We start from the raw sequence: 24,126 nt of genomic DNA on the forward strand, positions 1-24,126 counted from the left end.
ACGAGGTACAGCGTCAGGTCACGGCGAGCTCGGGGACTCCACGACGATGGTGCCGTCGATGATGTCCTTGCGGAGCTGGTCGATCTCGTCCTTGAGCTCCTGCGGGACCTTGGACTCGAAGTCGTGGTACGGCGCGATGTCCACGCCGCCGTTCTCGAGCGTGCCCACGTAGGGCTCGTTCGAGAACTCGTCCTCGGAGGCTGCGGTGATGACGTCCTCGACGCCCGCACCGATCTCCTTGAGGACCGAGGTCAGGATCAGGTCGCCCGAGTCGGGGTTGGTCTCGAAGCCGTCGGCGTCGACCCAGATGACCGAGACGTCGGTCGCGTCCTTGGCCGCGGCGAGCGTGCCGACACCGACCGGACCGGCGACGGGCATGATGATGTCCGCGCCCTGGTCGATGAAGGTCTGCGTGAGCTGCTGGCCCTGGGACTGGTCCTCGAAGCCGCCGGCGAACGAGCCGTTCTGCGTCTCCTTGTTCCAGCCGAGGGTCTTCACGTCGGTGCCGTGCGTCTCGTTGTAGTTCGCGACGCCGTCGACGAAGCCGTCCATGAAGATCGTCACGGACGGGATCTGCAGACCGCCGTAGGTGGCGACCGTGCCCGTCTTGCTCATGCCCGCGGCGAGGTAGCCGGCGAGGAACGAGGCCTGGGCGGTGTCGAAGCTGATGGGCTTGACGTTGTCGAGCTCGATCGTGTTGCCGTCAGCGTCTTGCGCCGTCGAGTCGACGATCGCGAAGTCGACGTCGGCGTTCGCCTGGGCCGCGTCGCCCGTGGCGGTCGCGAGCAGGAAGCCGACCGTGACGATGATGTTGCAGTTCTCGGAGATCAGGTTGTCGATGTTCGGAGCGAAGTTCGACTCCTCCTTCGACTCCGCCGTGGCGGTCTGGATGCCCAGGTTCTTCTCGGCAGCCATGAGGCCGTTGTAGCCCGACTCGTTGAAGGACTTGTCGTCGAACCCGCCGGCGTCGGACACCATGCAGGCCTTGAAGCTCGACTCGGAGCCTCCCGCCGTTCCCGTGCTGCCACCCTCGTCGGGCGCGCTGCCACATGCGGCCAGCGTCAGCGCGGCGACCGCCGCGAGCGCGGTCATCTGCGTTGCTCTCTTCACCATGAGCTCCTGTCGATCTCGTCGTTGGCCTCACGGAGATGACCGGGACCCACCCGCGCGCCGTTGCACGGGAAGGTCACGGAGTCCGTCGGCCTGTATGGATCGAACACTAGCCACGTCCTTGAATCGTGGACGTTACTTGCGGGTAACGACGCCGCTTCGTTATGGAAGCGTCATCTGGCGTCTCAGCCGTGGTCGTTCTCGGTCCACGGATCGGACACCTGGTTGTGTCGAGCAACCACGACGGGCGACGGCTGGGGACGCCGGGAGCCGTCCGGTCGCCGCCGCTGGACCGGTCTGGGTGCCCGCCGTGCCCGTCGCTGGACCGGTCTGGGTGCCCGCCGTGCCCGTCGCTGGACCGGTCTGGGTGCCCGCCGTGCCCGTCGCCGAGCCCGCCCTGCCCGCTCAGCCCAGCGCGACGCGCGCGAGCAGCCGGACCCCGGCACCGATCGCCGACTCGTCGACCTGCAGGTCGCCCTGGTGGATGTCGTACGAGCGGCCGCCGGGCGTCCGGGTCCCGAGCCGCGCCATGGCGCCGGGCACCTTGGTCAGGTACCAGGCGAAGTCCTCCCCGCCGAGCGACTGCTCGGTCAGCAGCACCGAGGCCGGCCCGAGCACGTCGCGCGCGGCCGCCTCGAGCGCCCCCGTGCAGTCCTCGGCGTTCTCGACCGGCGGCACGCCGCGCGTGTGGTTCACGGTCACCTCGACCTCGTAGGGGGCCACGACCTGCTCGACCGCGTCGTGGAGCACCTGGCCCGCGAACTCCCAGGCCCGCACGTCGAGGCAGCGCAGCGTCCCCCGGACGGTCCCGGTGCTGGGGATCGCGTTGTGCGCCGAGCCGGCGTGCACCGCGCCCCACGTGAGGTTGACGCCCGAGCGCGGGTCGAGCCGGCGCCCGAGCACGGCCGGCACCTGGGTGATGACCTGGCCGAGCGCGTAGACGACGTCGCCCGTCAGGTGCGGGCGCGACGTGTGGCCGCCCGGCGAGGTGATGGTCACCGACACCTCGTCCGAGGCCGAGGTGATGGGGCCGATGCGCGTACCGATCTGCCCGGCGTCGACCTTGGGGTCGCAGTGGACCGCGTAGATCTCGTCGACGCCGTCGAGGCCGCCCTGCGCGATCACGTCGAGCGAGCCGCCGGGCTGGACCTCCTCGGCGGGCTGGAAGATCAGCCGCACGGGGCGCGTGAGCTCTCCTCGCTGCGCGAGCTCGGCCAGGACCAGGCCCGCCCCGAGCACCACGGTCGTGTGGACGTCGTGACCGCACGCGTGCGCGACCCCCGGGACGGTCGAGGCCCACGGCAGCTCGCAGCGGTCCTGGAGCGGCAGCGCATCGATGTCGGCTCGCAGCGCGACCCGCCCGCGCGTCTCGCCGTCGGGCCCCTCGGCTCCTCCGACGTCGCACACCAGCCCGGTGCCCTGCAGCAGGCGCGGCACGAGCCCGGCTGCGCGCAGGCGGTCTGCGATCAGCGCCGTGGTGCGGGTCTCGGCCCGCGAGACCTCGGGGTGCGCGTGGATGTCTCGCCGGATCGCGACGAGCTCGTCCGCGAGCGAGGCCGCGACGGCCGCGACGCGGTCCCCGGCCTCGGTCCGCCCGCCGCCCGACGGCAGCGACGGGGTGCGGTCGTTCTGGGTGCTCTCCTCAGGCGTGCTCACACGCCGAGACTAACGCCGACCTGCGACGGCGGGGCGGGACGGTCACGCACCGGACGGCGAGAGGACCGCGCGGCCCGCGCTGCGCCGTCGGGCTGCGTGGGAATTCCTCCCACGGCCCGACGGCGCCGCTCACCCGGGCACGCGAACGCCCGCCCGGGTGTGCGCGTGCCAGAAGACTCAGAGCAGCTCGTCGAGCCCACGCTCGCGCACCGCGTCGACCATCGACTTGACCTGCTGCGCGCGCGCCCGCGTCGTGACCAGGAGCGCGTCGGGCGTGTCGACCACCACGACGTCGTCGAGACCCAGGACCGTCACGACGCGATCGCTCGCCGGGACCACGACCGAGCCCGCGCTCTCGAGCCGGACGACCCGACCGGCGTCACCCAGGACCTTGGAACCGGACTCGTCGGCCGCAGGCAGCAGCGCGGCGAGCGAGTTGAAGTCGCCCACGTCGTCCCAGCCGAAGTTCCCCGGGACCACCGCGACGCCGCCCACGGCCGCGACGGGCTCTGCGACGGCATGGTCGATCGCGATCTTCTCGAGCCCCGGCCACTCGTCCGCGAGCACCTGGTCGCGCTCGGGGGTGTCCCAGGCCGCGGCGATCCGCCGCAGCCCGTCGTGGAGCTCGGGGCGCTGGTCGGCCAGGTGCCCGAGCAGGACCGAGGTCCGCGTGATGAACATGCCCGCGTTCCAGCGGTACTCCCCCGAGCGCACGTAGCGCTGGGCCGTCAGCGCGTCGGGCTTCTCGGTGAAGCCCTCGGCGTGGAGACCCGTCGGTGCTCCCTCGAGACCGAGCGGCGCCCCGCTGCGGACGTAGCCGAAGGCGGTCGACGGTCGCGACGCCGCGATGCCGATCGTGACGACGTACCCGGCCCGGGCGGCCTCCACGCCCTCCCGCACGGCCTGCTCGAACGCCGCCTGGCCCGTGATGACCTGGTCTGCCGCGAACGAGCCGATCACCACGTCCCCGTGCCGCTGCTCGAGGACCGCGGCGGCCAGCCCGATGGCCGCCATCGAGTCCCGGGGCGACGGCTCGGCGAGCACCGAGTCCTGGTCGAGCCCGGGCAGCTGCGTCCTGGCCGAGGCCACGTGCTGACGCCCCGTGACCAGGACGATTCCCGCCTCGCCGGTCAGGGGCACCAGGCGGTCCACCGTCGCCTGGAGCAGCGAGCGCCCGGTGCCCGCGAGGTCGAGCAGGAACTTGGGGTTGCCGCGCCGCGACAGCGGCCAGAGCCGTGTCCCCGCCCCGCCCGCGGGGATCACGGCGTAGAAACCAGGGACGGCCCGGTCGTCGGTGGACGACTCACCGGGAGCAGGAGCAGGAGCAGGCACAGGAGTGGTCGACATGCTCGAAGCATAGTGACCACGGGTCGAGACGCCGCCCGGGACGTCCGCGAGACCGGCCCCCGACAGTTCCCCGGCGCCCTGTGGAATGAGTCACAATCCGGGGTGGGCGGGGCGCCTGGGAGCCCAGGCGGTCCGCAACCTGACGCCGATGTCACTATGGTGGAACCCCAGAGACGGATATCGACGGACTCCGGCGAGCCCTGGATCTGCCGCTCCTCCCGACTCCTCGGAGCCTCGAGACGGAGCGGTCGTGAACGGCCACCGGCGGACGACGTCGTCCAGCTCGATATCTCACCCCTGAACTCGCCACAGGAGGCCCCTAAAGTGCCCAGTGCACCTGCTGGCACGCTGTACCGCGGCCGTGAAGGCATGTGGTCGTGGGTCGCGCATCGCGTGACCGGCGTGCTCATCTTCTTCTTCCTCCTCGTGCACGTGCTGGACACAGCGCTGGTACGAGTCTCGCCCGAGGCGTACGACGCCGTGATCGGCACGTACAAGACCGTGATCATGGGACTCGGTGAGGCCGGCCTGGTCGCCGCCATCGTGTTCCACGCCTTCAACGGTGTCCGGATCATCCTCGTGGACTTCTGGGCCAAGGGCCCCAAGTACCAGCGCACCATGCTGTGGGTCGTCGTCGGTCTGTTCGTCGTGACCATGGCGGGCTTCCTGCCCCGCCACCTCATGAACGTCTTCGGAGGTGGGCACTGATGGGCACCACGACCACCAGCTCTCCGCTCGCGGCCCCCCGCGACCCGTACAAGCGCCAGAAGACGACGCGCTCGAACTACGAGCTGTACAGCTGGGTCTTCATGCGCGCCTCGGGCGTCGTGCTGATCGTCCTGATCTTCGGGCACCTCTTCGTGAACCTCATGGTCGGCGAGGGCGTCCACGCGATCGACTTCGGCTTCGTCGCCGGCAAGTGGGCCTCGCCGTTCTGGCAGGTCTGGGACCTCCTGATGCTCTGGCTCGCGATGATCCACGGCACCAACGGCGTCCGCACCATCATCAACGACTACGCCCAGCGCGACGGCACCCGCATGGTGCTCAAGTGGGCCCTGTACCTGGCCTTCGTGATCGTCACCGTGCTCGGCACCCTCGTGGTCTTCACGTTCGACCCGTGCCCGCCGAACGCTCTGGACTACCAGCTCCCGTCGTTCTGCACCGCCTGACGGACCTGCCGGTCGACGTTCCCCCAGACGCCGCCTGACAGCCCCCGTCCCCCTTCCCACTCGTCACAGGAGGCATCGACACCGATGCAAACCCATCAGTACGACGTCGTCATCGTCGGAGCAGGCGGCGCCGGCATGCGCGCGGCGCTGGAGTCGTCCGGCAAGGTCCGCACGGCGGTCATCTCGAAGCTCTACCCCACGCGGTCCCACACCGGCGCGGCGCAGGGCGGCATGTGCGCCGCCCTCGCGAACGTCGAGGAGGACAACTGGGAGTGGCACACGTTCGACACGGTCAAGGGCGGCGACTACCTCGTCGACCAGGACGCCGCGGAGATCATGGCCAAGGAGGCCATCGACGCGGTCCTCGACCTCGAGCGCATGGGCCTGCCGTTCAACCGCACGCCCGAGGGCAAGATCGACCAGCGACGCTTCGGCGGCCACACGCGCAACCACGGCGAGGCCGCGGTGCGCCGCTCCTGCTACGCCGCGGACCGCACGGGTCACATGATCCTCCAGACGCTCTACCAGAACTGCGTCAAGCAGGACGTCGAGTTCTTCAACGAGTTCTACGTCCTGGACCTCATCACGGACCACGACCTCGCGGCAGAGGACGTGCCGGACGGCGAGACGGTCAACGCGACCGGCGTCGTCGCGTACGACCTGGCGACCGGCGAGATCCACGTCTTCCAGGCCAAGGCGATCATCTTCGCCACGGGCGGCGCCGGCAAGATCTTCAAGACGACGTCGAACGCGCACACGCTCACCGGTGACGGCATGGCCCTGGCCTACCGTCGCGGCCTGCCGCTCGAGGACATGGAGTTCTTCCAGTTCCACCCGACAGGTCTCGCCGGGCTCGGCATCCTCCTCTCGGAGGCCGCCCGCGGTGAGGGCGGCATCCTGCGCAACGGCGAGGGCGAGCGCTTCATGGAGCGCTACGCCCCCACCATCAAGGACCTCGCGCCGCGCGACATCGTCGCGCGGTCGATGGCCAACGAGGTCCGCGAAGGACGCGGCGCAGGGCCGGACAAGGACTACGTCCTGCTCGACCTGACGCACCTCGAGCCCGCGCACATCGACGCCAAGCTCCCGGACATCACGGAGTTCGCGCGCACGTACCTCGGGATCGAGCCCTACACCGAGCCCGTGCCCGTCTACCCCACGGCGCACTACGCCATGGGCGGCATCCCGACCAACGTCGGTGGCGAGGTCCTGCGTGACGGGCACAACGTCGTCCGCGGCCTGTACGCGGCCGGAGAGGTCGCGTGCGTCTCGGTCCACGGCTCCAACCGCCTCGGGACCAACTCGCTCCTGGACATCAACGTGTTCGGCAAGCGCGCGGGCCGTCAGGCCGCCGCGTACGCCGCGACCGCCGAGTACCGCGAGCTGCCGGAGAACCCCGCCGCCGCGGTGATCGCCCAGCTCGACGAGATGCGCAACCGTCCCGACGGCGAGCGCGTGGCGGACGTCCGCAAGGCGCTCCAGGAGACCATGGACGCCAACGCCCAGGTGTTCCGCACGGGCGAGTCGCTCAACCAGGCGCTCTCGGACATCCGCACCCTCCAGGACCGCTACCGCAAGGTCTCGGTCCAGGACAAGGGACGCCTGTTCAACACCGACCTGCTCGAGGCCATCGAGCTCGGCTTCCTCCTCGACATCGCCGAGGTCACGGTCATCGCGGCCATCAACCGCAAGGAGTCGCGCGGCGGTCACTACCGCGAGGACTTCCCGGACCGCGACGACGCCAACTACATGCTCCACACGATGGCCTACCGTCGCCCCACGGCCGCCGGCGACACCGCCGACGGGCACGTGGAGGGATACTTCGACCACGTCGAGGAGTTCGATTCCTACAAGATCGTGCTGGGTTCCAAGCCCGTCACCCAGACCCGGTACGAGCCCATGGAGCGTAAGTACTGATGACTGCCACACTCGAAGCCCCTGCCGGTTCGGAGAAGACCGAGGTCGGCGCCGTGCCCTCCTTCGAGGTCACGATCAAGCTCCGCCGCTACAACCCCGAGTCCGAGCACGGCGAGGACGCGTACTGGGAGGAGTACACGGTCCTGGCCCACGGCACGGACCGCGTGCTCGACGCGCTGCACAAGATCAAGTGGGAGCACGACGGCTCGCTGACCTTCCGTCGCTCGTGCGCCCACGGGATCTGCGGCTCGGACGCGATGCGCATCAACGGCCGTAACCGTCTGGCGTGCAAGACGCTCCTCAAGGACGTCAACCCGGACAAGCCGATCACCGTCGAGCCCATCAAGGGCCTGCCGGTCATCAAGGACCTGGTCGTCGACATGGAGCCGTTCTTCGCCTCCTACCGCGAGATCATGCCGTTCCTCATCACGTCGGGGAACGAGCCGAGCAAGGAGCGCCTGCAGTCGGCCGAGCAGCGCGAGCGCTTCGACGACACGACCAAGTGCATCCTGTGCGCGGCGTGCACGTCCTCGTGCCCCGTGTTCTGGACCGACGGCCAGTACTTCGGTCCGGCCGCGATCGTCAACGCGCACCGGTTCATCTTCGACTCGCGCGACGACGGTGCGACGCAGCGCCTGGAGATCCTCAACGACAAGGAGGGCGTGTGGCGCTGCCGCACGACCTTCAACTGCACCGAGGCGTGCCCCCGTGGCATCGAGATCACCAAGGCGATCCAGGAGGTCAAGCGCGCGATGATCACCCGCGCGTTCTGACGTTCCTCCCGCACTGCCCGACGGCGGTCCCCGGCTCCGGCCGGCGGGCCGCCGTCGGTGTCTGGCGGCTCAGATCTTGACGGACACCCGCGGCTCGCGGCCGCGCCGCACCCCGCGCACCACAGGACTCCAGGGGTACCCGTAGCCGGCCCCGCGTCGGACCTCTGCCTCGAGCCGCTCCTCCTGCTCGGCCTCGGCCTGCGCACGCAGCTCGTCCGCGGTCGGTTGCGCGGGCGGGTCCGCGATCCAGGCCGCGACCATGAGCAGGATCCGGGTCACGAAGTTCGCGAGGAGCAGGATCGTGACGAACGTGGCGAACGAGCCCAGCAGCGCGTTGCGGGACGAGCTGCCGACGATCACGCTCGTCCCGAGGTAGCGCAGGACCCCGAAGGCCGCCGCGGCCGTCAGCGCCCCGATGTACAGGTCCTTGCGGGGCGGGCGTACTCCCGCGACGAAGCGGATGATGAGCAGGACCACGACGGCGTCGAAGAAGAGCCCGACGAAGATGCCGACCACGGGCACCAGGACCGATGCCAGGACACCATGGCCGAAGAGCGTCGCCCCGAGCGTCTGGACCACGACCGTCGCGGCCGCGGAGATGACGACGCTGATACCCAGCACGGCGAACCCACCGAGCTCGCGCAGCTTGGACAGGACCGGGTTCTGCCCCACGTTCGTGAGCGAGAACATCGCGCGGGTCGAGGTGCGCAGCGCGGCCATGAAGGAGATCGCACTGAAGAGCAGCACGAACACCGCGATGATGCTCGACAGGTCGAAGCCACGGTCGAGGATCAGGTCCTCGGGCGAGATGATCCCGTTGCTGCCGTCCCCGGTGTCGATCAGCCCCGGGATCGCCTTGTCGATCTGCGCGAAGATCTCGTCCCGCAGCTCCTCGCGGTTGCCCAGGAAGGCCATGAAGGCCGTGTAGAAGATCGTCAGGCCGGCGAACAGCGAGAACAGCGCCGAGTACGCCATGCCGCCGCACAGGAGCGCCCCCCGCTGGACCCCGTACTGCGCGAGGGCCCGAGCGGGCCGGGTCGTGTTCCACCAGGCCTGCACCGCCTTGGCCCGGGTCGTGAGCCGGGCCACCAGGCCAGGAGCCTCGTCGTCGGGCGTCGTGGGAGAGGTCATCGCCCGAGCCTAGGAGAGGAACCCCCGGCTCACCCGTCCGACAGACCGGAGAGCTCGAACCGGCGGGCCGGACGCCAGACCCCGTCGTCGCCGTGCTCGTAGAGATGGATGCCCGTGACGTCGAACGCGGCCTCGAACCCCGCCATCTCCTCGAACGCCAGGTCCAGCGCCTCGTCGTCGACCTCGTGGGCGACCGTGACGTGCGGGTGGTAGTTGAACCGGAGCTCCTGGTCGAGCACGCCCGAGCGCACCGCGCCCTCGAGCTCCTCGCACTCCGCGATGCCCTGCGCGACGATCACGAAGACCACGGGCGACACGGGCCGGAACGTCCCGCTGCCGCGCAGGATGACCCGGAACGGCGCAGCCTGCGCGGTCACGCGCTCGAGGTGCGCGTACACCTCGTCGAGGGCCGACTCGTCCACGACCGTCGGGCCGAGCAACGTGATGTGCGGAGGGATGTCCCCGGCGAACGGGTCGCCGAACGCGGCACGAGCCTCCTGGAGCGCGGGGCCGAACGGCTCGGGGATCTCGATCGCGATGCCGATCCGCACCTGCGACGGACCGCGCTCGGGCAGGTTCATCAGCGGTTCCGACGGGCCGGCAGCAGGCCGACGCGGTCGTAGATGCGGTCCAGGGTGGTCTGGGCGAGCCCCCGCGCTCGCTCGGCGCCGCGGGCCAGGACCGCGTCGAGCTCGGCCGGGTCGGACAGGTACTCGTTCGCACGGGCCTGGAACGGCGTCAGGAAGTCCACGACGACCTCGGCGAGGTCCACCTTCAGGTGCCCGTACCCCTTGCCCTCGTAGTCGGCGGCGATCGCCTCGACCGGACGCGAGGTCAGGGCCGAGAAGATGGTGAGCAGGTTGGAGATGCCGGGCTTGCTCGCCGGGTCGTAGCGGATCTCGTTGTCCGAGTCCGTCGCCGCGGAGCGGATGCGCTTCGCGGCCGCCTTGGGGTCCTCGAGGAGCCAGATGACGCCCTTGCCGCCCGACGACGACTTGCTCATCTTGGCGGTCGGCTCCTGCAGGTCGTAGATCTTCGCCACGGCCTTGACGATGTGGGGCTCGGGAACCACGGCGGTGTCCTCGCCGAACCGCGAGTTGAGGCGCTCCGCGAGGTTGCGGGCCAGCTCGAGGTGCTGACGCTGGTCCTCGCCCACGGGCACGAGCGCCGCGTCGTAGAGCAGGATGTCCGCGGCCATCAGGACCGGGTAGGTGAAGAGGCCCACGGTCGTGCCGTCGGTGCCCTGCTTCGCGGACTTGTCCTTGAACTGGGTCATGCGACCCGCCTCGCCGAAGCCCGTCTGGCACGACAGCACCCACGCCAGCTCAGCGTGCTCGGGGACGTGCGACTGCACGAACAGCGTCGAGGTCTCGGGGTCGACTCCCCCGGCCAGGTACTGCGCTGCGGTACGACGCGTGCGCTCGCGCAGCTTCGCGGGCTCGGGGTTGACCGTCAGGGCGTGCATGTCCACGACGCAGTAGATCGCGTCGTACGACTCCTGCAGCGCGACCCATTGGCTCAGAGCCCCGATGTAGTTGCCCAGCTGGAGCGAATCCTCCGTGGGCTGCATCCCCGAGAAGATGCGTGGACGCCGTTCACCGGGAACCTCGTTGACCATTGCCCCATTCTGACAGGTCGACGTGCGTCGACCGAATCCGGGTCGTTCCCTGGGACACGGGCTCGTGCGCTCAGGTCGCCTCGTCGTCGAACGGCGCCGGGACACGCACGCCGTCCGTGTCCGTGGGGGGCGGTGGCGGCGGCGGGACGGGCGACGCGCCACGGGGTCGCGAGGACGTGCCCAGCAGGTCGTCGTCGTCGAGCAGCGCCTCCCGGACGATCCGTCGCGGGTCGTACTGGCGAGGGTCCAGCTTGGACCAGTCGACGTCGCCCACCTCCGGCCCCAGCTCCTCGTCGACGCGCGACTTGGCGTCCTTGAGGAAGCCGCGGGCCGTGCGGACGAACGCGCCGAGCTGCTCGGCGTAGCGGGGCAGTCGCTCGGGACCGATGACGATCACGGCGACGACGAGGAGGACGACGAACTCGGCGCCGTTGATACCGAACACGCGGTCAGACTACTCGCTCGTGGCTTCGTCGAGCACCACGCGGACGTCGCGCTCGTCGTCGCCGGTGCGCACGCGCAGCGTCACGGTGTCCCCGGGGGCCTTCGCGCGGATCGCGACGATGAGCTCGTCGCTCAGGCTCACGGGCCTCCCGTCGATCGCGAGGATGACGTCCCCGGCCTGGATCCCGGCAGAGTCCGCGGGACCGCCCGCGGTCACGGGCGACTGCCCGCCCTGCGGCTCGGTCGTGACCTGGACGCCCTCGCCCTGGTAGCGCGAGTCGAGCAAGACCCCGATCACCGGGTAGGTGGCCGTGCCCTTCTCGATCAGCTCCTCTGCGGTGCGCCGAGCCTGGTCGGAGGGGATCGCGAAGCCGAGGCCGATGCTGCCCGTCGCGCCGCCCGTGCCGGGCGGCTGCGCGATCGCGGAGTTCACGCCCACGACCTCGCCCGCACCGTTGACCAGCGGTCCGCCCGAGTTCCCCGGGTTGATGGCCGCGTCCGTCTGGATCGCGTTGATGAACGCGGTCTCGGCAGAGTCGCCTGCCGCGACGGGGCGGTTCAGCGCGCTGACGATCCCCGTCGTGACGGTCCCGTTGAGCCCGAGCGGGGCACCGATCGCGACGACGGGGTCACCGACGACCACGGCGTCCGAGTCACCCAGCACGAGCGGGGTCAGGCCCGCCTCGTCGACCTTGACGACCGCGAGGTCGTAGTCCGCGGTCCGACCGACGATCGTGGCCGGACGCTCGCTCCCGTCCGCGAAGAGCACCGTGACCTTGCCGCCGTCCGCGCCACCGGCGACCACGTGGTTGTTGGTGAGGATGTAGCCGTCCTCGCGGATCACGAAGCCGGAGCCCGTCGAGATCCCGTCTGCGCCCTCGACCTGCAGGGACACGACGCTCGGGAGCACGGTCGCGGCGATCGCGGCGACCGATCCCTCGGGGCGCTCGGCCTCAGGACTCGTCCCTGCGAGCGGGAGCGACGCGCTGACCGGACGGCGCTGGGTGCCGTCGGCGATCCGGTCGGCGGCGATGCCACCGACCGCGCCCGCCACGAGGGCGAGCGCCGCGATACCTGCCACGGCACCGGCGCCGATCCGGCGACGGGGCTTCTGCGCCGGCGGCGGGGGCGGGGCACCCCAGGGCTCGGCAGGCGTCGTGGGGCCCTGCGGGTCGGGTTCGCCGGGCAGGCCGGCCGCTCCCGGATACCCCGGCTGCGGCGGGGTGGCTCCGGACTGCGCGGGACCGCCCGGTGTAGCCGTGGGGTGCTGGTACGCGGCGTACGGGGGTCGGCCGGCCGGCCCCTGCGGGGCGTATCCCGGCAGGCCCGGGCGGGCGACGGGCAGCGCGCCCAGGGGCGCTCCGTACGGGCGGGTGTCGTGCGGACCGGGCGGCGGCACGGGGCCGGGAGCCGCGTGGCTCGCCCCGGGCGCACCCGGGGACAGGGGGGCGGTCGGGGTGGATCGGAACGCCGACGGCGGAGCGAAGGGGTTCGGAGCGGCCGGGGGCAGCGCGGGGGCCGGGAGAGGCACGGGCACCTCCTCGGTGCGCTGCTCTCCCCCGGGCGTCGGCGTCCGCTCCGCCGGAGCGCTCGGCGACGGGGCCGTGGGCTCGCCGTCGAGCACGCCGGCCGGTGCAGGAGCGTCCGGCGCCACGGCCGACGGCGACGCCTCGCCCGACGATGCGACCAGCACCTCGGGGGCGTCCGCCTGCGGGGTCGACGCCTGCTCGGGCGACGACTGCACGTCCTCGGACGGTCCCGATCCGCTCGTCGACACGGGCGTATGCTCGGGCGAACGCTCGTGAGGCGGCGCAACGGGCTGTGGCTCGGCGGGGTCCAGCGCTGAGTCGTGTGCGGTCATGGGGTGCCCAAGGCTCCTGTCATGGTCGTCCATCCCCGGGAGATGCGGGCCGGGACCCCCGCGTCGAAGTCGTGCGCGGGGAACGTCGCCACGAACGAGGCGAGGACGTCCTTGCTCACCTCTGCCACGACGTCGATCACCGTGTCCCCAGCCTGCCACACCAGGTGGGGCGGCTCGTCGGACAGGACGTAGACGGCGCGCCCCTCGAAGCCCTCCGAGCGCGAGAGGCTCGACGTGTCCAGCCGGCCGACCTGCTCGCGCACCACGATGGTCCCCTCGGGGCCGGCGAGGTCCACACGGAGCACGTCCCCCTCGGGTCCGACGAGCCGGACCGACGTGACGTCGAACCCGTCGAGGATCCCCGACGGGCTCGTCCACCCGTTCTCCGCCATCCACGCGAGCGCGGTCGAGTCCGCGAGGTCCACGCCACCGGCCCCACCGTCCTCGGAGATCTCCGGCAGGACGGGGACGAGGGCCACCTCGGTGGCTCCCGCCGCCGTGGCACCGCCGGCCTCGGCCAGCACGGTCAGGGGCGACGCGACGTGCCGGTCCGGCACCACGACGGGCCGGTCACCGAGCGTGAAGAGCGCGACGGCCAGCACCGCGACCCCGCTCGATGCGGCGACGAGCACGCGACGCGAGCGACGTCGTCGGGCATGGGCGGCGATGTCCCCCGTGAGCGCGCAGCTCAGCGCCCCCGCCTCAGGAGGGGGCGCCCACGGGTCGCGCACGGCCGGCCCCTGGCGCAGCGGGTCGCCCTCGACCTCGGGGATCTGGGCGGAGAGGGCAAGGAGCCGCGAGGTCAGGTCGTTCGTCGGCAGGACGTCGCGCGCGCACGAGAGGCGCTTGCGGACCGCGCGCGCCACCGCGAGCTCGGCCGCGCACTGGTCGCACCCTGCGACGTGCGTCAGCGCCCGCTCGCGCGTCGCGGGCGAGAGCTGATCGTCGGCCAGCGCGCTGATGAGGGTCCCGAGGTGCGTCATGGTCCCCCCGGTGCGGTGCGGACCGCCAGAGCCGTCAGCTGGTCGACCGCAGCGTCCTCGGACGGCGTACCGTCCGTGGCCGCGCGCTCGGACGGGTCACGGTGCGGCAGCGCCGCACGCAGCTGCGAGCGCGCGCGGTGGATGCGCGAACGCACCGTGCCGAGCTTGATGCCCAGCGTGACCGCGATCTCCTCGTAGCTCAGCCCCTCGATGTCGCACAGCACGACCGCCGCCCGGTACTCGGGCGAGAGGGCGTCGAGCGCGCGCTGGACGTCGTGGTCGAGGTTCGTGTGCTCGTACCCGCGCTCCGGGTGCGTCATCTCCCCCGTGGCCGCGTACTGGGCCGAGTCCTCGCCCATGGCCTCCATGCGGATGCGCTGCTTGCGCCGCACCTGGTCCAGGAAGAGGTTCGTGGTGATGCGGTGCAGCCACCCCTCGAAGGTCCCCGGGGTGTAGCTCGACAACGACCGGAAGACGCGGATGAACGTCTCCTGGGTCAGGTCCTCGGCGTCGTGCTGGTTCCCGGTCAGGCGGTACGCCAGCCGGTACACGCGCGCGGAGTGCTCCCGCACGATCTGGTCCCACGAGGGGGGCGTCCAGGGCTGGGCACTCACGTCACTGCTCACACGGTCCATTGTCCCCGTACAACGCCGTGCGTCGCGCATCCGTTCCCGGCGTCGCGCGGACGTGCGCACCACGTCCACGAAACCTCCCCCGGACGGGGGCTCATCCAGCGCCACGGAGCCCGCGGGCCGGTACGATCGCCTCACCTGCACCGCGCAGGACGGCAGCACCGCAGCAGTCCGTCCGGGGTTCCCCGGAGACGCGCGGTGCCCGAGACCAGGAGGGCCCTATCACCACCGACATCGGCCGGACGAACGCCAAGGCGTCGAGCTGGACCTACTGCGAGGAGTTCGTGCCGGAGGACGACGTCCTCCTGCGCGCTCGCGAGCGTGCCGCCGAGCTGGGCTGCCCCGCAGTCCTGCCCGGCGTGGGCGCCGTGCTCCAGGCTCTCGCGGCCGCGCTGGGCGCCCGCTCGGTCGTCGAGATCGGCACGGGCACGGGTGTCGCGTCGCTCTGGCTCCTGCGCGGGATGCCCGAGGACGGCGTCCTGACGACCATCGACGTCGAGGTCGAGCACCAGCGTGCCGCCAAGGACGCCTTCGCCGAGGCCGGGATCCGCGCCACCAGGACCCGGACCATCCCCGGTCGTGCGAGCGACGTCCTGCCCCGGCTCACCGACGGCGCGTACGACCTGGTCCTGGTCGGGGCCGACCGTCACAGCTACCCCGAGTACGTCGAGCAGGCACTGCGTCTCCTGCGCCCGGGCGGCATCGTCGCGGTCGACGGTGCGCTCGTCGGCGACCGCGTCGCAGACCCCGCCCGGCGCGACGAGATCACCACGATCGTGCGCGAGGTCGGACGCTCGCTGCGCGCCGACGACCGCGTCCTGCCCGCACTGATCCCGAGCGGCGACGGGCTGCTCCTCGGCGTGCGCCGGTAGCCCAGGGACGTCCGGGCAGCAGAGCGCACCGGCCGACCACCGCACGCGTCGTTCCGCGCAGCCGGCGCGAGCGTGAAACAGGACGAGGGCCCCTCACCCGCCGAACGGGTGAGGGGCCCTCGTCGTGCACCCGGCAGATCGCCGGGCGTGACCTCAGCGCAGGTCGGCGAGGTACCGGAGCAGGAGGCGCGCCCCGTAGCCCGTCGCCCCCTCGGTGACCTCGTGCCGCGAAGCCGTGGCCCGTGCCGGCCCGGCGATGTCGAGGTGGACCCAGGGCAGCCCTCCCGTGAACTCCCGCAGGAAGAGGGCGGCCGTGATGGACCCTCCGCCGCCTCCGGCCTCGAGCGGCACGTGCCGCAGGTCCGCGACGGTCGAGCGCAGCGCGGACGTGTAGTCCTCGACGAGGGGCATGTGCCAGACGCGTTCGCCCGTCGCGTCAGCAGCGGCCTCGAGGCCTGCCACCAGCTCGGGAGCGGTCGCGTAGAGGGCCGCATGGCCCCGTCCGAGGCCGACGCTCGCGGCGCCGGTCAGGGTCGCGACGTCGATCAGCAGGTCCGGCGCGAGCTCGGAGACCGCGTAGCCGAGCGCGTCCGCGAGGACCAGGCGCCCCTCGGCGTCGGTGTTCGCGACCTCGACCGTGCGGCCCGAGTAGGTGCGCAGCACGTCCCCGGGACGGTACGAGTCCGCACCGAAGTGGTTCTCGGCGAGCGGGAGGACCGCGGTGACCTGGTGCCGGATACCGGCCTCTGCGGCACCGAGCACCACGGCCAGCGCGACGGCGGCCCCGGCCATGTCGGTCTTCATGGGCACCATGGCCTCACGGGGCTTGATCGAGAGCCCACCGGTGTCATAGGTGATGCCCTTGCCGACGAGGACGACGTGCTGGTCGGCGTCCTCCGGCACGTACGTGATCGTCACGAGCCGGGGCGGGCTCGCCGAGGCCGCACCCACGGCCAGCAGGGCTCCGAACCCCTTCGCCGCGAGCTCGCGCGGGCCGAGGACCTGGGTCTCGAGGCCTCCGGCCTCGGCGAGATCCGTCGCCTGCTGGGCGAACCAGGCCGGGTCCTTGATGTTGGACGGCGTGTTCGACAGGTCGCGCACGAGCCACGTCGCGCTCGCCGCGATCCGTGCAGCGATGATCTGCTGCTCGGCGCCCTCGCCGAGGAGGACGAGCTGTTCCGCGGCCGCACGCGGGTCCGGCGCCGGCCCACGCACCTTGCGGCTCGGGGCGGCTCCGCCGAAGCGTGGCGTGCGGTAGGCCGCGAGCAGGTACCCCTCGACGAACGCCGTCACACCGCTGGGGGTGGCGTCGGCCGTCGCTGCGCTCACGACGCGCTCGAGCCCGCGCGTCGCCCCGGCCAGCGCGGCTCCCGCGCGTCGGAGCTCGAGGTCGGAGCCTGCTCCGATCCCGAGCAGCACGATCGTGGACGGGAGCCCTGCCCAAGGCAGCGGGTTGGCCGCGCCCGCGTGGGTGCGCGGCAGGTCGACGGTCGTGACCTCGCCGGCCGCGCCCCGGAAGCCCGAGCCTCCGGAGCGGTCGGCCAGCTCTGCGAGGTCTATCCCGTAGCGCGCGGCCGCGTCCACGGTCCCCGCGCGCGGCTGCAGTCCGTCCTCCTCCTCGAGCGGAGGAGCGACGGCCACCACGAGGGCGGAGACCGCGTCGTCCGTCAGGAACGGGCAGTCCAGGACGGTGCCCGGCGTCTCGACCACCTCGGGGAGGTGGCGAGGGGCTCCTCCGACGGGAGGCAGGTCCAGGAGCGGTTGTGCGTCGCGCGCGGTCAAGGCGTCTCAGCCCACGACGGCTTGGAGCGCCTCGCCCAGCTCGCTGGCCTCGGTCGCGTTGAGCTCCACCACGAGTCGACCGCCACCCTCGAGCGGGACACGCATGACGATGCCGCGGCCCTCCTTGGTGACCTCGAGCGGGCCATCCCCCGTACGCGGCTTCATCGCAGCCATTGTGGGCTCTCCATTCCGTAGTCCAGTACTGCTGTGGTCGGCGTCCCGGCAGGGTGGCAGCACGTCGCCGCGCCGACCGCCCGAGGACGCCCGTGCACCATTCTAGTTCACCCGTGCGACACGCCGTCGCGGCAAATGCGCAGATCGTGAACTGGTCGCCGCTATGGCGGCCATCCGCTCGGCGGGGTGAGCCTCCACAGGCCCCAGACCCACCAGGCCTGCCCCGCGACGCACGCCACGACGCACCCCCAGAACCACCACCGCGACCGGGTCCACCCGAGGGTCACGGCGCCCAGCGGGAAGGCGAGCAGGAGGAACCGGACCAGGCTCGTCCAGGGCTCGATCACGGCGACGAGGTATCCCAGGTAGGCGAGCGGCCACGCCTGGAGCTCGGGGCCGAGCCTGCGCGCGACGGGACTCAGCCCCACCGCGGCCACGGCGGCCAGGACCGCCAGCAGGACCCAGGGGCCGGCGCCGCCGAAGAGCATCTGCGAGACCTGGACCCAGGGCACGAACGGGACGACAGGTCCCGTTCCCCGCCAGGCCTCCTGCGTCAGGAAGTAGGCGTCGGGCCGACCGGTCACGAGACCGCACAGGACCTGCCACACGAGCCCGCTGAGCACCGTGACGACGAGGAGCCCCCCGATGCGGGCGACGTCGCGCCAGGGCACCGCCACGGACCCGACGTCCTGGTCCTGCCCGACCACGCGTCTGGCGCGCCACCACGCACGTCCACGGACCGCCGCGTGCCACGCCACGACCAGGGCGAGCGGGAGGGCGACCGCCCGGCTGAACCCGAGCAGCACGACCACGAGCCCCGCCCACTCGTAGCGACGCGCCCACACCAGGTACAGCGCCCCGGCGATCAGCAGGAGCGCGAGCGCCTCGGTGTAGGCGACCTGGAGCACGACCGACGAGGGGAAGACGCTCACGAGCGCGACCGTGGCGAGCGGAAGGCCCGGACGGCGCGCCACGGCGAGGCGACCGGCGCGCTCGACCAGGCGATGGATCACCAGCATCGCGCCTGCGCCGCACAGCAGCGCCGTGGTCGGGGCGACGACGTCCCAGCCCAGGCCGGTGACCTGCTGCACGGCCCGCACCAGGAAGGGGAAGAGCGGGTAGAAGGCCCAGACGTTCTGCTGCACCTGCCCGTCGGCCCCCACGGGCAGCTCGGCCGGGTAGCCGTGCTCGGCGATCTGCTGGTACCACGAGGCGTCCCACATCCGCCCCGTCCAGGCGGCGTACGACGGCGCCGCGTCGGTCCAGAGGTTGGACTCCTGCGAGCGCGCGACGACCAGGAGTATCGCGGCGGTGACGAGCCGGGCCGCGGCGTAGACCGCGAGCACCTGCACCCACCACGGCCACCGCACGGGTGCCCGGAGGGCCGTCACGAGCGAGGAGGCTCGCCCGGGCCGCGCGGCATCGGTCCCGCCGGGCGGGGCCGTCTCCCGGGCCCGCGACCGGGCCGCCTGCTCGTCGCCCGGCCCGCGCACCGCGGCCGGCTCGCTCACGCGAGACCGCGCAGCGCGACGGCCGGGGGTGCGTCGCCCCGGATCGCGGCCACGGTGTCCAGCGTCCGTCGAGTGGCCGCGACGTCGTGGGCGCGGAAGACCCGGGCGCCGAGCCACGCGGCGACCGCCGTCGCGGCGAGCGTCCCCTCGAGCCGTTCGTCGGCCGGGAGGTCGAGCGTCTCGCCCACGAAGTCCTTGCGGGACAGCGCCATGAGCAGCGGGAAGCCGAGGCCCGCGAGCGCCTGGGTCCGGCGCACGAGGTGCAGCGAGTGCCAGGTGTTCTTGCCGAAGTCGTGCGTCGGGTCGACGAGCACCGAGGCCGCCGGTACGCCGCACGCGACCGCGCGCGCGGCGGCCGCCGTGAGCGTCGCGACGACGTCCTGCACGACGGCGTCGCGAGGGTCGGTCCGCCGGCTCGCCGAGCCGTCGAGCCCCTCGGGCGGGTAGGCGACCCGGAACGGGTCGGTCCGTGGCGTGGCGCCTCCCGTGTGGGAGCACACGACGCCGACGCCGAGCTCGCCCGCGACCTCGACCAGGCGCGGGTCGTGCCCGGCCCAGGTGTCGTTGACGAGGTCCGCGCCGGCCAGGGCCGCCTCGCGGGCGACCTCGGCTCGCCAGGTGTCGACGCTCACGAGGAGGTCGGGGAAGTCGGCCCGCACCCGTTCGACGAAGGGCACGACCCGACGGATCTCCTCGGCCGGTGTGACCTCGGGCCCCGTCCCCGCGCGCACTCCCCCGACGTCGACGATCGCCGCACCCTCGGACCAGGCCCGCGCGACCGCCTCGAGCGCCGCCCCGTCGTCGAGCTGACGTGCGGGCGCGTAGAACGAGTCCGTCGTCCGGTTGACGATCGCCATGACCACGGGGCGCACGGGGCGACCGGGGGCGTTCTCGTCGACCCCCACCTCCCGCCCTCGCAGGACGAGCGGAGCGCACTGCGGAGGGACCAGGGGCACGGTCGACGCCGGGTCGGCGCCGACCGCCCGGCCCCCGGGCTCCGGGGTCGCGGCGCCCGTCACCGGTCGCCGGCAGCCCGCTGCTGAGCGGCTGCCGTGTCGGCCACCGACTCGAGCTCTTCGGCACGCAGCTGTTCGCCGCGCTCGCACACGTACTCGACCGCCTCGGCCGGGTCGTCGCACAGGTACAGCAGGTCGAGGTCGTGCGCACTGATCATGCCGCGCCCCGCGACGGTCGTACGAGCCCACTCGAGCAGGCCCGACCAGTAGCCGCTGTCCACGAGGGCGATGGGGAACTCGGTGACCTTGTGCGTCTGGACCAGGGTCAACGCCTCGAAGAGCTCGTCGAACGTGCCGAACCCGCCCGGAAGGACCACGAACCCCTGCGCGTACTTGACGAACATGGTCTTGCGGGCGAAGAAGTACCGGAAGTTCACGCCCAGGTTCACGTACTTGTTCATGCCCTGCTCGAACGGCAGCTCGATCCCCAGGCCGATCGAGAGGCCCCCGGCCTCGGTGGCCCCCTTGTTCGCGGCCTCCATGATGCCCGGCCCGCCACCCGTGATCACCGCGAGGTCGCGCTCGGCGAGCAGCCGGCCCACCTCTTCCGCCAGCGCGTAGTCCGGGTGGTCGGGGCTCGTGCGCGCCGAACCGAAGACCGACACCGCCGGGCCGACCTCGGCAAGAGCTCCGAAGCCCTCGACGAACTCGCTCTGGATCCTCATGACCCGCCACGGGTCGCTGTGCACCCAGTCGGCGCTGCCCGCGGTGTCGAGCAGCCGCTGGTCGGTCGTCTGCTGGGGGATCTGCTCTCCCCGCAGCAGCACCGGACCCTTGCGGTAGCCGGTGCCTGCCTGGGGAACTCCGTCGTCGCTCATGCTCTCGAGCCTAAGCGTTTCCGGGGCCCGTGGCGGGGACGATCAGCGGGTGAGCCACGCGCGCAGCGCGTCATGGCACAGCGCGAGGTGGCCGACCGGGCACCGCTCGTCGTCCTTGTGCGCGAGCAACGGGTCGCCGGGGCCGAAGTTCACGGCCGGGATCCCCAGCTCGGCGAAGCGCGCGACGTCGGTCCAGCCGTACTTGGGCGCCGGGCGGCCGCCGGTGAGGCTCAGCACCGTCTCGGCGAAGTCGGCCGCGATCGGGTCGTCGAGCCCGGGCCGGGCCCCCGGGGCGGCGTCCGTGACGACCACCTCGAAACCCGAGAAGAGGTCGCGGACGTGCGCCTCGGCGTCGGGCAGCGAACGGGAGGGCGCGAACCGGTAGTTGACCGTGACCACGCACTCGTCCGGGACGACGTTCCCCGCGATGCCGCCGCGGATGCCGACCGCGTTCATGCCCTCGCGGTAGACGAGGCCCTCGACCTCGATCGACGCGGGCTCGTAGGCCGCCAGGCGGTCGAGCACGACCGAGGCCGAGTGGATCGCGTTGGAGCCCATCCACGCACGCGCCGAGTGCGCCGTGACCCCGGGGACACGGACCTCGACCCGCAGGGTCCCGTTGCAGCCGCCCTCGATCCCCGCGGCCGTGGGCTCGCCGAGGATCGCGAAGTCGCCCTGCAGGAGCTCGGGGCGGTTGCGGGCCAGCCGCCCCAGGCCGTTGAGGTCGGACGCGACCTCCTCGAGGTCGTAGAAGACCCACGTGACGTCCTGGTCCGGGGCCGTGAGCGAGGACGCGAGCGCGAGCTGGATCGCGACGCCGCCCTTCATGTCGACCGTGCCGCGCCCCCAGACCTCGGCCTGGGCCCCCTCGCCGACCACACGGGTGGGCAGGTTCGGCGGGTCGGTCAACGGGACCGTGTCGATGTGCCCGGCGATCACGACGCGACGCGAACGCCCGAGGTGCGTGCGAGCGACGACCGCGTTGCCGTCACGGACGACCTCGAGGTGCGCGAGCGGGCGCAGCGCGGCCTCGATCGCGTCGGCCAGGGCCTTCTCGTCCCCGCTCACGGACGGCACGTCGCACACCGCGCGGAAGAGCGCGGTGAGGTCGCCGTCGAGGTCGAGCCGGACCGTCGGAGCCGCCGACGCAGGCGGCGCGGTCTGGTCGGAGGTCTGGTCGAGAGTCTCGTCGCTGGTCACACGCAGACCCTACCCGGACAGTTCACCGTCCGGCCCGGAGTGACGGATAGGGTGAAGGTATGACTTCAGCGACTCCCACTGGCGCCGCAACGGGCCCCCGCACCGCCTGGGGCTTCGGCCTCGCCACCGTGACCGACGAGGGCACCGTCCTCGACGTCTGGTACCCGTCCCCCGCGCTCGGGGAGGCCCCCTCGGACGAGACCGTCCCCGCGTCGCTCGACGCGCTGACCGAGCACGACGAGGCGCGGCGCGTGGACGTCGTGGTCGTGCGCACCGTGATCGACCTGGACGCCGCACCGTCGGGAGCCGCGGACGCCTACCTGCGCCTGCACCTGCTCTCGCACCGCCTCGTGGCCCCCCACGGCCTCTCCCTCGACGGCGTGTTCGGCGCTCTCGCCAACGTCGTCTGGACCAACCACGGCCCGTGCGCGGTCGAGGGCTTCGAGGAGACGCGCCTGCGCCTGCGCGCGGCGACCGGCCAGCCGGTCCAGGTCCTCGGGGTCGACAAGTTCCCCCGCATGGTCGACTACGTGGTCCCCCCGGGTGTGCGCATCGCCGACGCGGACCGCGTCCGGCTGGGAGCGCACCTCGCTGCAGGGACGACCGTCATGCACGAGGGCTTCGTGAACTTCAACGCCGGCACCCTCGGCACCTCGATGGTCGAGGGCCGCATCTCGGCCGGCGTGGTCGTGGGCGACGGGTCGGACATCGGCGGCGGGGCGTCCATCATGGGCACGCTCTCCGGCGGCGGCCGCGAGATCATCTCGATCGGCCAGCGCTCGCTGCTCGGCGCCAACGCCGGGCTGGGCATCCCGCTCGGCGACGACTGCGTCGTCGAGTCCGGGCTCTACGTCACCGCGGGCACCAAGGTCACCCTCGTGGGACGCAGCGGTCCCGACGGCGGCCCCGTGGTCGTCAAGGCACGCGACCTGTCGGGCCAGGACAACCTCCTCTTCCGCCGCAACTCGCTCACGGGCGGTGTCGAGGCGGTCTCGCGCACGGGCGTCGGGATCGAGCTCAACGCCGCGCTGCACGCGAACTGACATGTCCTCCGTCTTCGGCGCCCCGGGGCACCAGGGGGCCCCGTCCGCTCCTGGGCAGGGGGGCACGAGCCCCCGCGCCCAGGGGCACGGCGTCCGTCGACGCCGACACCGCCCCCTGCGGATCGCCGTCACGGTCGTGACCGTCCTCGCGGTCGCGAGCGCGGGGGTCGTCATCGCGCTCAACCGTCTGACGGACCACACCCCCGTGGCCGAGCGCTGCTCGGCCGAGGCGGACGGGCAGGCCTGGCACCTCTCCCCCGCCCAGGCGGACAACGCGGCCCTGATCGCCGTCACGACGGTGCGCCGCGGCATGCCCGCCCGCGCCGCGACCATCGGCCTGGCGACCGCGCTGCAGGAGTCGCGCCTGCTCAACATCGACTACGGCGACCGCGACTCGATCGGGCTCTTCCAGCAGCGTCCGTCCCAGGGCTGGGGCACGGTCGAGCAGATCATGGACCCCGTCTTCTCGACCACGGCGTTCTACGACGGCCTCGACAAGGTGGACGGTTACGAAGACCTCCCGGTGACGGTCGCGGCCCAGGCGGTGCAGCGTTCCGGCTTCCCCGACGCCTACGCGCAGCACGAGTCCAGGTCACGCGCATGGGCCTCGGCCCTGACGGGGAACTCCGAGGGCACGCTCTCGTGCGAGCTCGTCGCGGTCGACCCGACCACGCTCGTGAGCGTCTCCGACTCGAACGAGACCCTGAGGGCACGCCTCGTGCGCGACCTCGGGGACCTGCCTCTCACGGTCGAGGGCGCGAGCACCGTGGTGGACACCGTGCCGCTCACGGGCGTCGCGTCGGAGGCGCGCCGGACCGGGTGGGCCGTCGGTCAGTGGGCCGTGGCCAGCGCCGACGAGACCGACGTCGTGCGGGTGGACGTCGGCGACAGCACCTGGACCCGCGAGGACCCGGTGTGGACGCCGTCGGGCGACCTGGCTCCGGAGGAGGTCTCCGCACCCCTCCCGGTCGGCCAGGTGCGGATCACGGTCGCGACGGCCGACGAGGGGTGAACCGCTCGCTCCGACGCCTTCCCTGCATGTGACGACGGCGCCCCGCACGCAAAGGTG

The 24,126-nt window shown here is 72.3% G+C and carries 23 protein-coding genes; 7 read left to right on the top strand and 16 right to left on the bottom strand.

All coding sequences use genetic code 11. The features are described from left to right. Positions 1-18 precede the first annotated feature (18 nt). The 3 genes from ACFWFR_RS05425 to ACFWFR_RS05435 all read right to left on the bottom strand — a co-directional run bounded on the left by ACFWFR_RS05425 (position 19) and on the right by ACFWFR_RS05435 (position 4,113). Positions 19-1,110: a BMP family protein gene (locus ACFWFR_RS05425; protein ID WP_377617607.1), complete on the bottom strand. Its 1,092-nt coding sequence runs from the start codon at positions 1,108-1,110 to the stop codon at positions 19-21. A gap of 405 nt (positions 1,111-1,515) precedes the next feature. Continuing rightward, entirely contained in the window at positions 1,516-2,721 is a 1,206-nt protein-coding gene (locus ACFWFR_RS05430; RefSeq protein WP_191803854.1) for an amidohydrolase, read from the bottom strand. A gap of 222 nt (positions 2,722-2,943) precedes the next feature. After that, entirely contained in the window at positions 2,944-4,113 is a 1,170-nt protein-coding gene (locus ACFWFR_RS05435; protein ID WP_191803307.1) for a mannose-1-phosphate guanylyltransferase, read from the bottom strand. A 324-nt stretch (positions 4,114-4,437) separates the two neighbouring features. On the opposite strand from ACFWFR_RS05435, the gene sdhC reads away from it, so the two are divergent. The 4 genes from sdhC to ACFWFR_RS05455 all read left to right on the top strand — a co-directional run bounded on the left by sdhC (position 4,438) and on the right by ACFWFR_RS05455 (position 7,972). Continuing rightward, on the top strand, positions 4,438-4,821 hold the full coding sequence (gene sdhC / locus ACFWFR_RS05440; protein ID WP_191803309.1) for a succinate dehydrogenase, cytochrome b556 subunit: 384 nt from the start codon (positions 4,438-4,440) through the stop codon (positions 4,819-4,821). Continuing rightward, positions 4,821-5,282, top strand: coding sequence for a succinate dehydrogenase hydrophobic membrane anchor subunit (locus tag ACFWFR_RS05445; RefSeq protein ID WP_056650313.1), 462 nt, complete (start codon positions 4,821-4,823; stop codon positions 5,280-5,282). The genes sdhC and ACFWFR_RS05445 overlap by 1 nt, the downstream gene beginning before the upstream one ends. Positions 5,283-5,366: 84 nt before the next feature. Beyond that, positions 5,367-7,199: a succinate dehydrogenase flavoprotein subunit gene (gene sdhA / locus ACFWFR_RS05450; protein ID WP_056650310.1), complete on the top strand. Its 1,833-nt coding sequence runs from the start codon at positions 5,367-5,369 to the stop codon at positions 7,197-7,199. Then, on the top strand, positions 7,199-7,972 hold the full coding sequence (locus tag ACFWFR_RS05455; RefSeq protein ID WP_056650307.1) for a succinate dehydrogenase iron-sulfur subunit: 774 nt from the start codon (positions 7,199-7,201) through the stop codon (positions 7,970-7,972). Before sdhA ends, ACFWFR_RS05455 begins: the two co-directional genes overlap by 1 nt. Before the next feature lie 69 nt (positions 7,973-8,041). On the opposite strand, the gene ACFWFR_RS05460 is transcribed toward ACFWFR_RS05455, so the two are convergent. The 7 genes from ACFWFR_RS05460 to sigE form a co-directional block, all read right to left on the bottom strand. Continuing rightward, positions 8,042-9,103, bottom strand: coding sequence for a YihY/virulence factor BrkB family protein (locus ACFWFR_RS05460; protein WP_191803313.1), 1,062 nt, complete (start codon positions 9,101-9,103; stop codon positions 8,042-8,044). Positions 9,104-9,132: 29 nt separating this feature from the next. Then, the gene (locus ACFWFR_RS05465) at positions 9,133-9,684 is read right to left on the bottom strand and encodes a 2'-5' RNA ligase family protein (RefSeq protein ID WP_191803315.1); all 552 of its coding nucleotides are present in this window, start codon (positions 9,682-9,684) and stop codon (positions 9,133-9,135) included. Continuing rightward, positions 9,684-10,721, bottom strand: coding sequence for a tryptophan--tRNA ligase (trpS, locus tag ACFWFR_RS05470; protein ID WP_191803317.1), 1,038 nt, complete (start codon positions 10,719-10,721; stop codon positions 9,684-9,686). The genes ACFWFR_RS05465 and trpS overlap by 1 nt, the downstream gene beginning before the upstream one ends. A gap of 70 nt (positions 10,722-10,791) precedes the next feature. After that, positions 10,792-11,166, bottom strand: a complete 375-nt coding sequence (locus ACFWFR_RS05475) for a twin-arginine translocase TatA/TatE family subunit (protein WP_191803319.1) — start codon at positions 11,164-11,166, stop codon at positions 10,792-10,794. 9 nt (positions 11,167-11,175) lie between these two features. Then, complete coding sequence (locus ACFWFR_RS05480) at positions 11,176-12,942, bottom strand: trypsin-like peptidase domain-containing protein (RefSeq protein ID WP_377621708.1); 1,767 nt, start codon at positions 12,940-12,942, stop codon at positions 11,176-11,178. Between the two features lie 80 nt (positions 12,943-13,022). Continuing rightward, complete coding sequence (locus tag ACFWFR_RS05485; RefSeq protein ID WP_191803323.1) at positions 13,023-14,009, bottom strand: anti-sigma factor; 987 nt, start codon at positions 14,007-14,009, stop codon at positions 13,023-13,025. Continuing rightward, the gene (sigE, locus tag ACFWFR_RS05490; protein WP_377617508.1) at positions 14,006-14,635 is read right to left on the bottom strand and encodes an RNA polymerase sigma factor SigE; all 630 of its coding nucleotides are present in this window, start codon (positions 14,633-14,635) and stop codon (positions 14,006-14,008) included. The genes ACFWFR_RS05485 and sigE overlap by 4 nt, the downstream gene beginning before the upstream one ends. Before the next feature lie 227 nt (positions 14,636-14,862). Between sigE and ACFWFR_RS05495 the strand changes: the two genes are divergently transcribed. Next, positions 14,863-15,513 carry an O-methyltransferase gene (locus ACFWFR_RS05495; protein ID WP_369800608.1) on the top strand — a complete coding sequence of 217 codons (651 nt, stop codon included), beginning with the start codon at positions 14,863-14,865 and terminating at the stop codon, positions 15,511-15,513. A gap of 153 nt (positions 15,514-15,666) precedes the next feature. Here ACFWFR_RS05495 and ACFWFR_RS05500 read toward each other — a convergent pair whose 3' ends face one another. The 6 genes from ACFWFR_RS05500 to dapE form a co-directional block, all read right to left on the bottom strand. Beyond that, positions 15,667-17,295 (bottom strand): leucyl aminopeptidase family protein, encoded by a 1,629-nt coding sequence (locus ACFWFR_RS05500; protein WP_377621710.1) that lies wholly within the window; start codon positions 17,293-17,295, stop codon positions 15,667-15,669. A 6-nt stretch (positions 17,296-17,301) separates the two neighbouring features. Continuing rightward, positions 17,302-17,469: a DUF3117 domain-containing protein gene (locus tag ACFWFR_RS05505; protein WP_064506638.1), complete on the bottom strand. Its 168-nt coding sequence runs from the start codon at positions 17,467-17,469 to the stop codon at positions 17,302-17,304. 161 nt (positions 17,470-17,630) lie between these two features. Next, entirely contained in the window at positions 17,631-18,980 is a 1,350-nt protein-coding gene (locus tag ACFWFR_RS05510; protein ID WP_377621712.1) for a hypothetical protein, read from the bottom strand. Then, positions 18,977-19,885: a dihydropteroate synthase gene (gene folP / locus ACFWFR_RS05515; RefSeq protein ID WP_318244504.1), complete on the bottom strand. Its 909-nt coding sequence runs from the start codon at positions 19,883-19,885 to the stop codon at positions 18,977-18,979. Before folP ends, ACFWFR_RS05510 begins: the two co-directional genes overlap by 4 nt. Positions 19,886-19,995: 110 nt before the next feature. Then, the gene (locus ACFWFR_RS05520) at positions 19,996-20,814 is read right to left on the bottom strand and encodes a TIGR00730 family Rossman fold protein (RefSeq protein WP_191803331.1); all 819 of its coding nucleotides are present in this window, start codon (positions 20,812-20,814) and stop codon (positions 19,996-19,998) included. A gap of 42 nt (positions 20,815-20,856) precedes the next feature. Next, a complete protein-coding gene (gene dapE, locus ACFWFR_RS05525; RefSeq protein ID WP_377621714.1) occupies positions 20,857-22,014 on the bottom strand; it encodes a succinyl-diaminopimelate desuccinylase in 1,158 nt (385 codons plus the stop codon). 59 nt (positions 22,015-22,073) lie between these two features. Here dapE and dapD point away from each other — a divergent pair, with 59 nt between their 5' ends. Together dapD and ACFWFR_RS05535 are read left to right on the top strand one after the other, a co-directional pair. Next, positions 22,074-23,057 carry a 2,3,4,5-tetrahydropyridine-2,6-dicarboxylate N-succinyltransferase gene (dapD, locus tag ACFWFR_RS05530; protein WP_191803335.1) on the top strand — a complete coding sequence of 328 codons (984 nt, stop codon included), beginning with the start codon at positions 22,074-22,076 and terminating at the stop codon, positions 23,055-23,057. Position 23,058: 1 nt separating this feature from the next. Continuing rightward, positions 23,059-24,069, top strand: coding sequence for a hypothetical protein (locus ACFWFR_RS05535; RefSeq protein ID WP_377621716.1), 1,011 nt, complete (start codon positions 23,059-23,061; stop codon positions 24,067-24,069). Positions 24,070-24,126: the final 57 nt, after the last annotated feature.

This window comes from Oerskovia sp. NPDC060287 (genome assembly GCF_042726775.1).
GTDB lineage: Bacteria > Actinomycetota > Actinomycetes > Actinomycetales > Cellulomonadaceae > Oerskovia > Oerskovia merdavium.

Bases quoted from the DNA above. Each gene is read 5' to 3' on its own strand.
- ACFWFR_RS05535 (WP_377621716.1), top strand. From the start codon at position 23,059: ATGTCCTCCGTCTTCGGCGCCCCGGGGCACCAGGGGGCCCCGTCCGCT.
- ACFWFR_RS05520 (WP_191803331.1), bottom strand. From the start codon at position 20,814: ATGAGCGACGACGGAGTTCCCCAGGCAGGCACCGGCTACCGCAAGGGT.
- trpS (WP_191803317.1), bottom strand. From the start codon at position 10,721: ATGGTCAACGAGGTTCCCGGTGAACGGCGTCCACGCATCTTCTCGGGG.
- ACFWFR_RS05445 (WP_056650313.1), top strand. From the start codon at position 4,821: ATGGGCACCACGACCACCAGCTCTCCGCTCGCGGCCCCCCGCGACCCG.
- dapD (WP_191803335.1), top strand. From the start codon at position 22,074: ATGACTTCAGCGACTCCCACTGGCGCCGCAACGGGCCCCCGCACCGCC.
- ACFWFR_RS05465 (WP_191803315.1), bottom strand. From the start codon at position 9,684: ATGAACCTGCCCGAGCGCGGTCCGTCGCAGGTGCGGATCGGCATCGCG.
- ACFWFR_RS05435 (WP_191803307.1), bottom strand. From the start codon at position 4,113: ATGTCGACCACTCCTGTGCCTGCTCCTGCTCCTGCTCCCGGTGAGTCG.
- ACFWFR_RS05460 (WP_191803313.1), bottom strand. From the start codon at position 9,103: ATGACCTCTCCCACGACGCCCGACGACGAGGCTCCTGGCCTGGTGGCC.
- ACFWFR_RS05505 (WP_064506638.1), bottom strand. From the start codon at position 17,469: ATGGCTGCGATGAAGCCGCGTACGGGGGATGGCCCGCTCGAGGTCACC.
- ACFWFR_RS05455 (WP_056650307.1), top strand. From the start codon at position 7,199: ATGACTGCCACACTCGAAGCCCCTGCCGGTTCGGAGAAGACCGAGGTC.
- sdhA (WP_056650310.1), top strand. From the start codon at position 5,367: ATGCAAACCCATCAGTACGACGTCGTCATCGTCGGAGCAGGCGGCGCC.
- ACFWFR_RS05485 (WP_191803323.1), bottom strand. From the start codon at position 14,009: ATGACGCACCTCGGGACCCTCATCAGCGCGCTGGCCGACGATCAGCTC.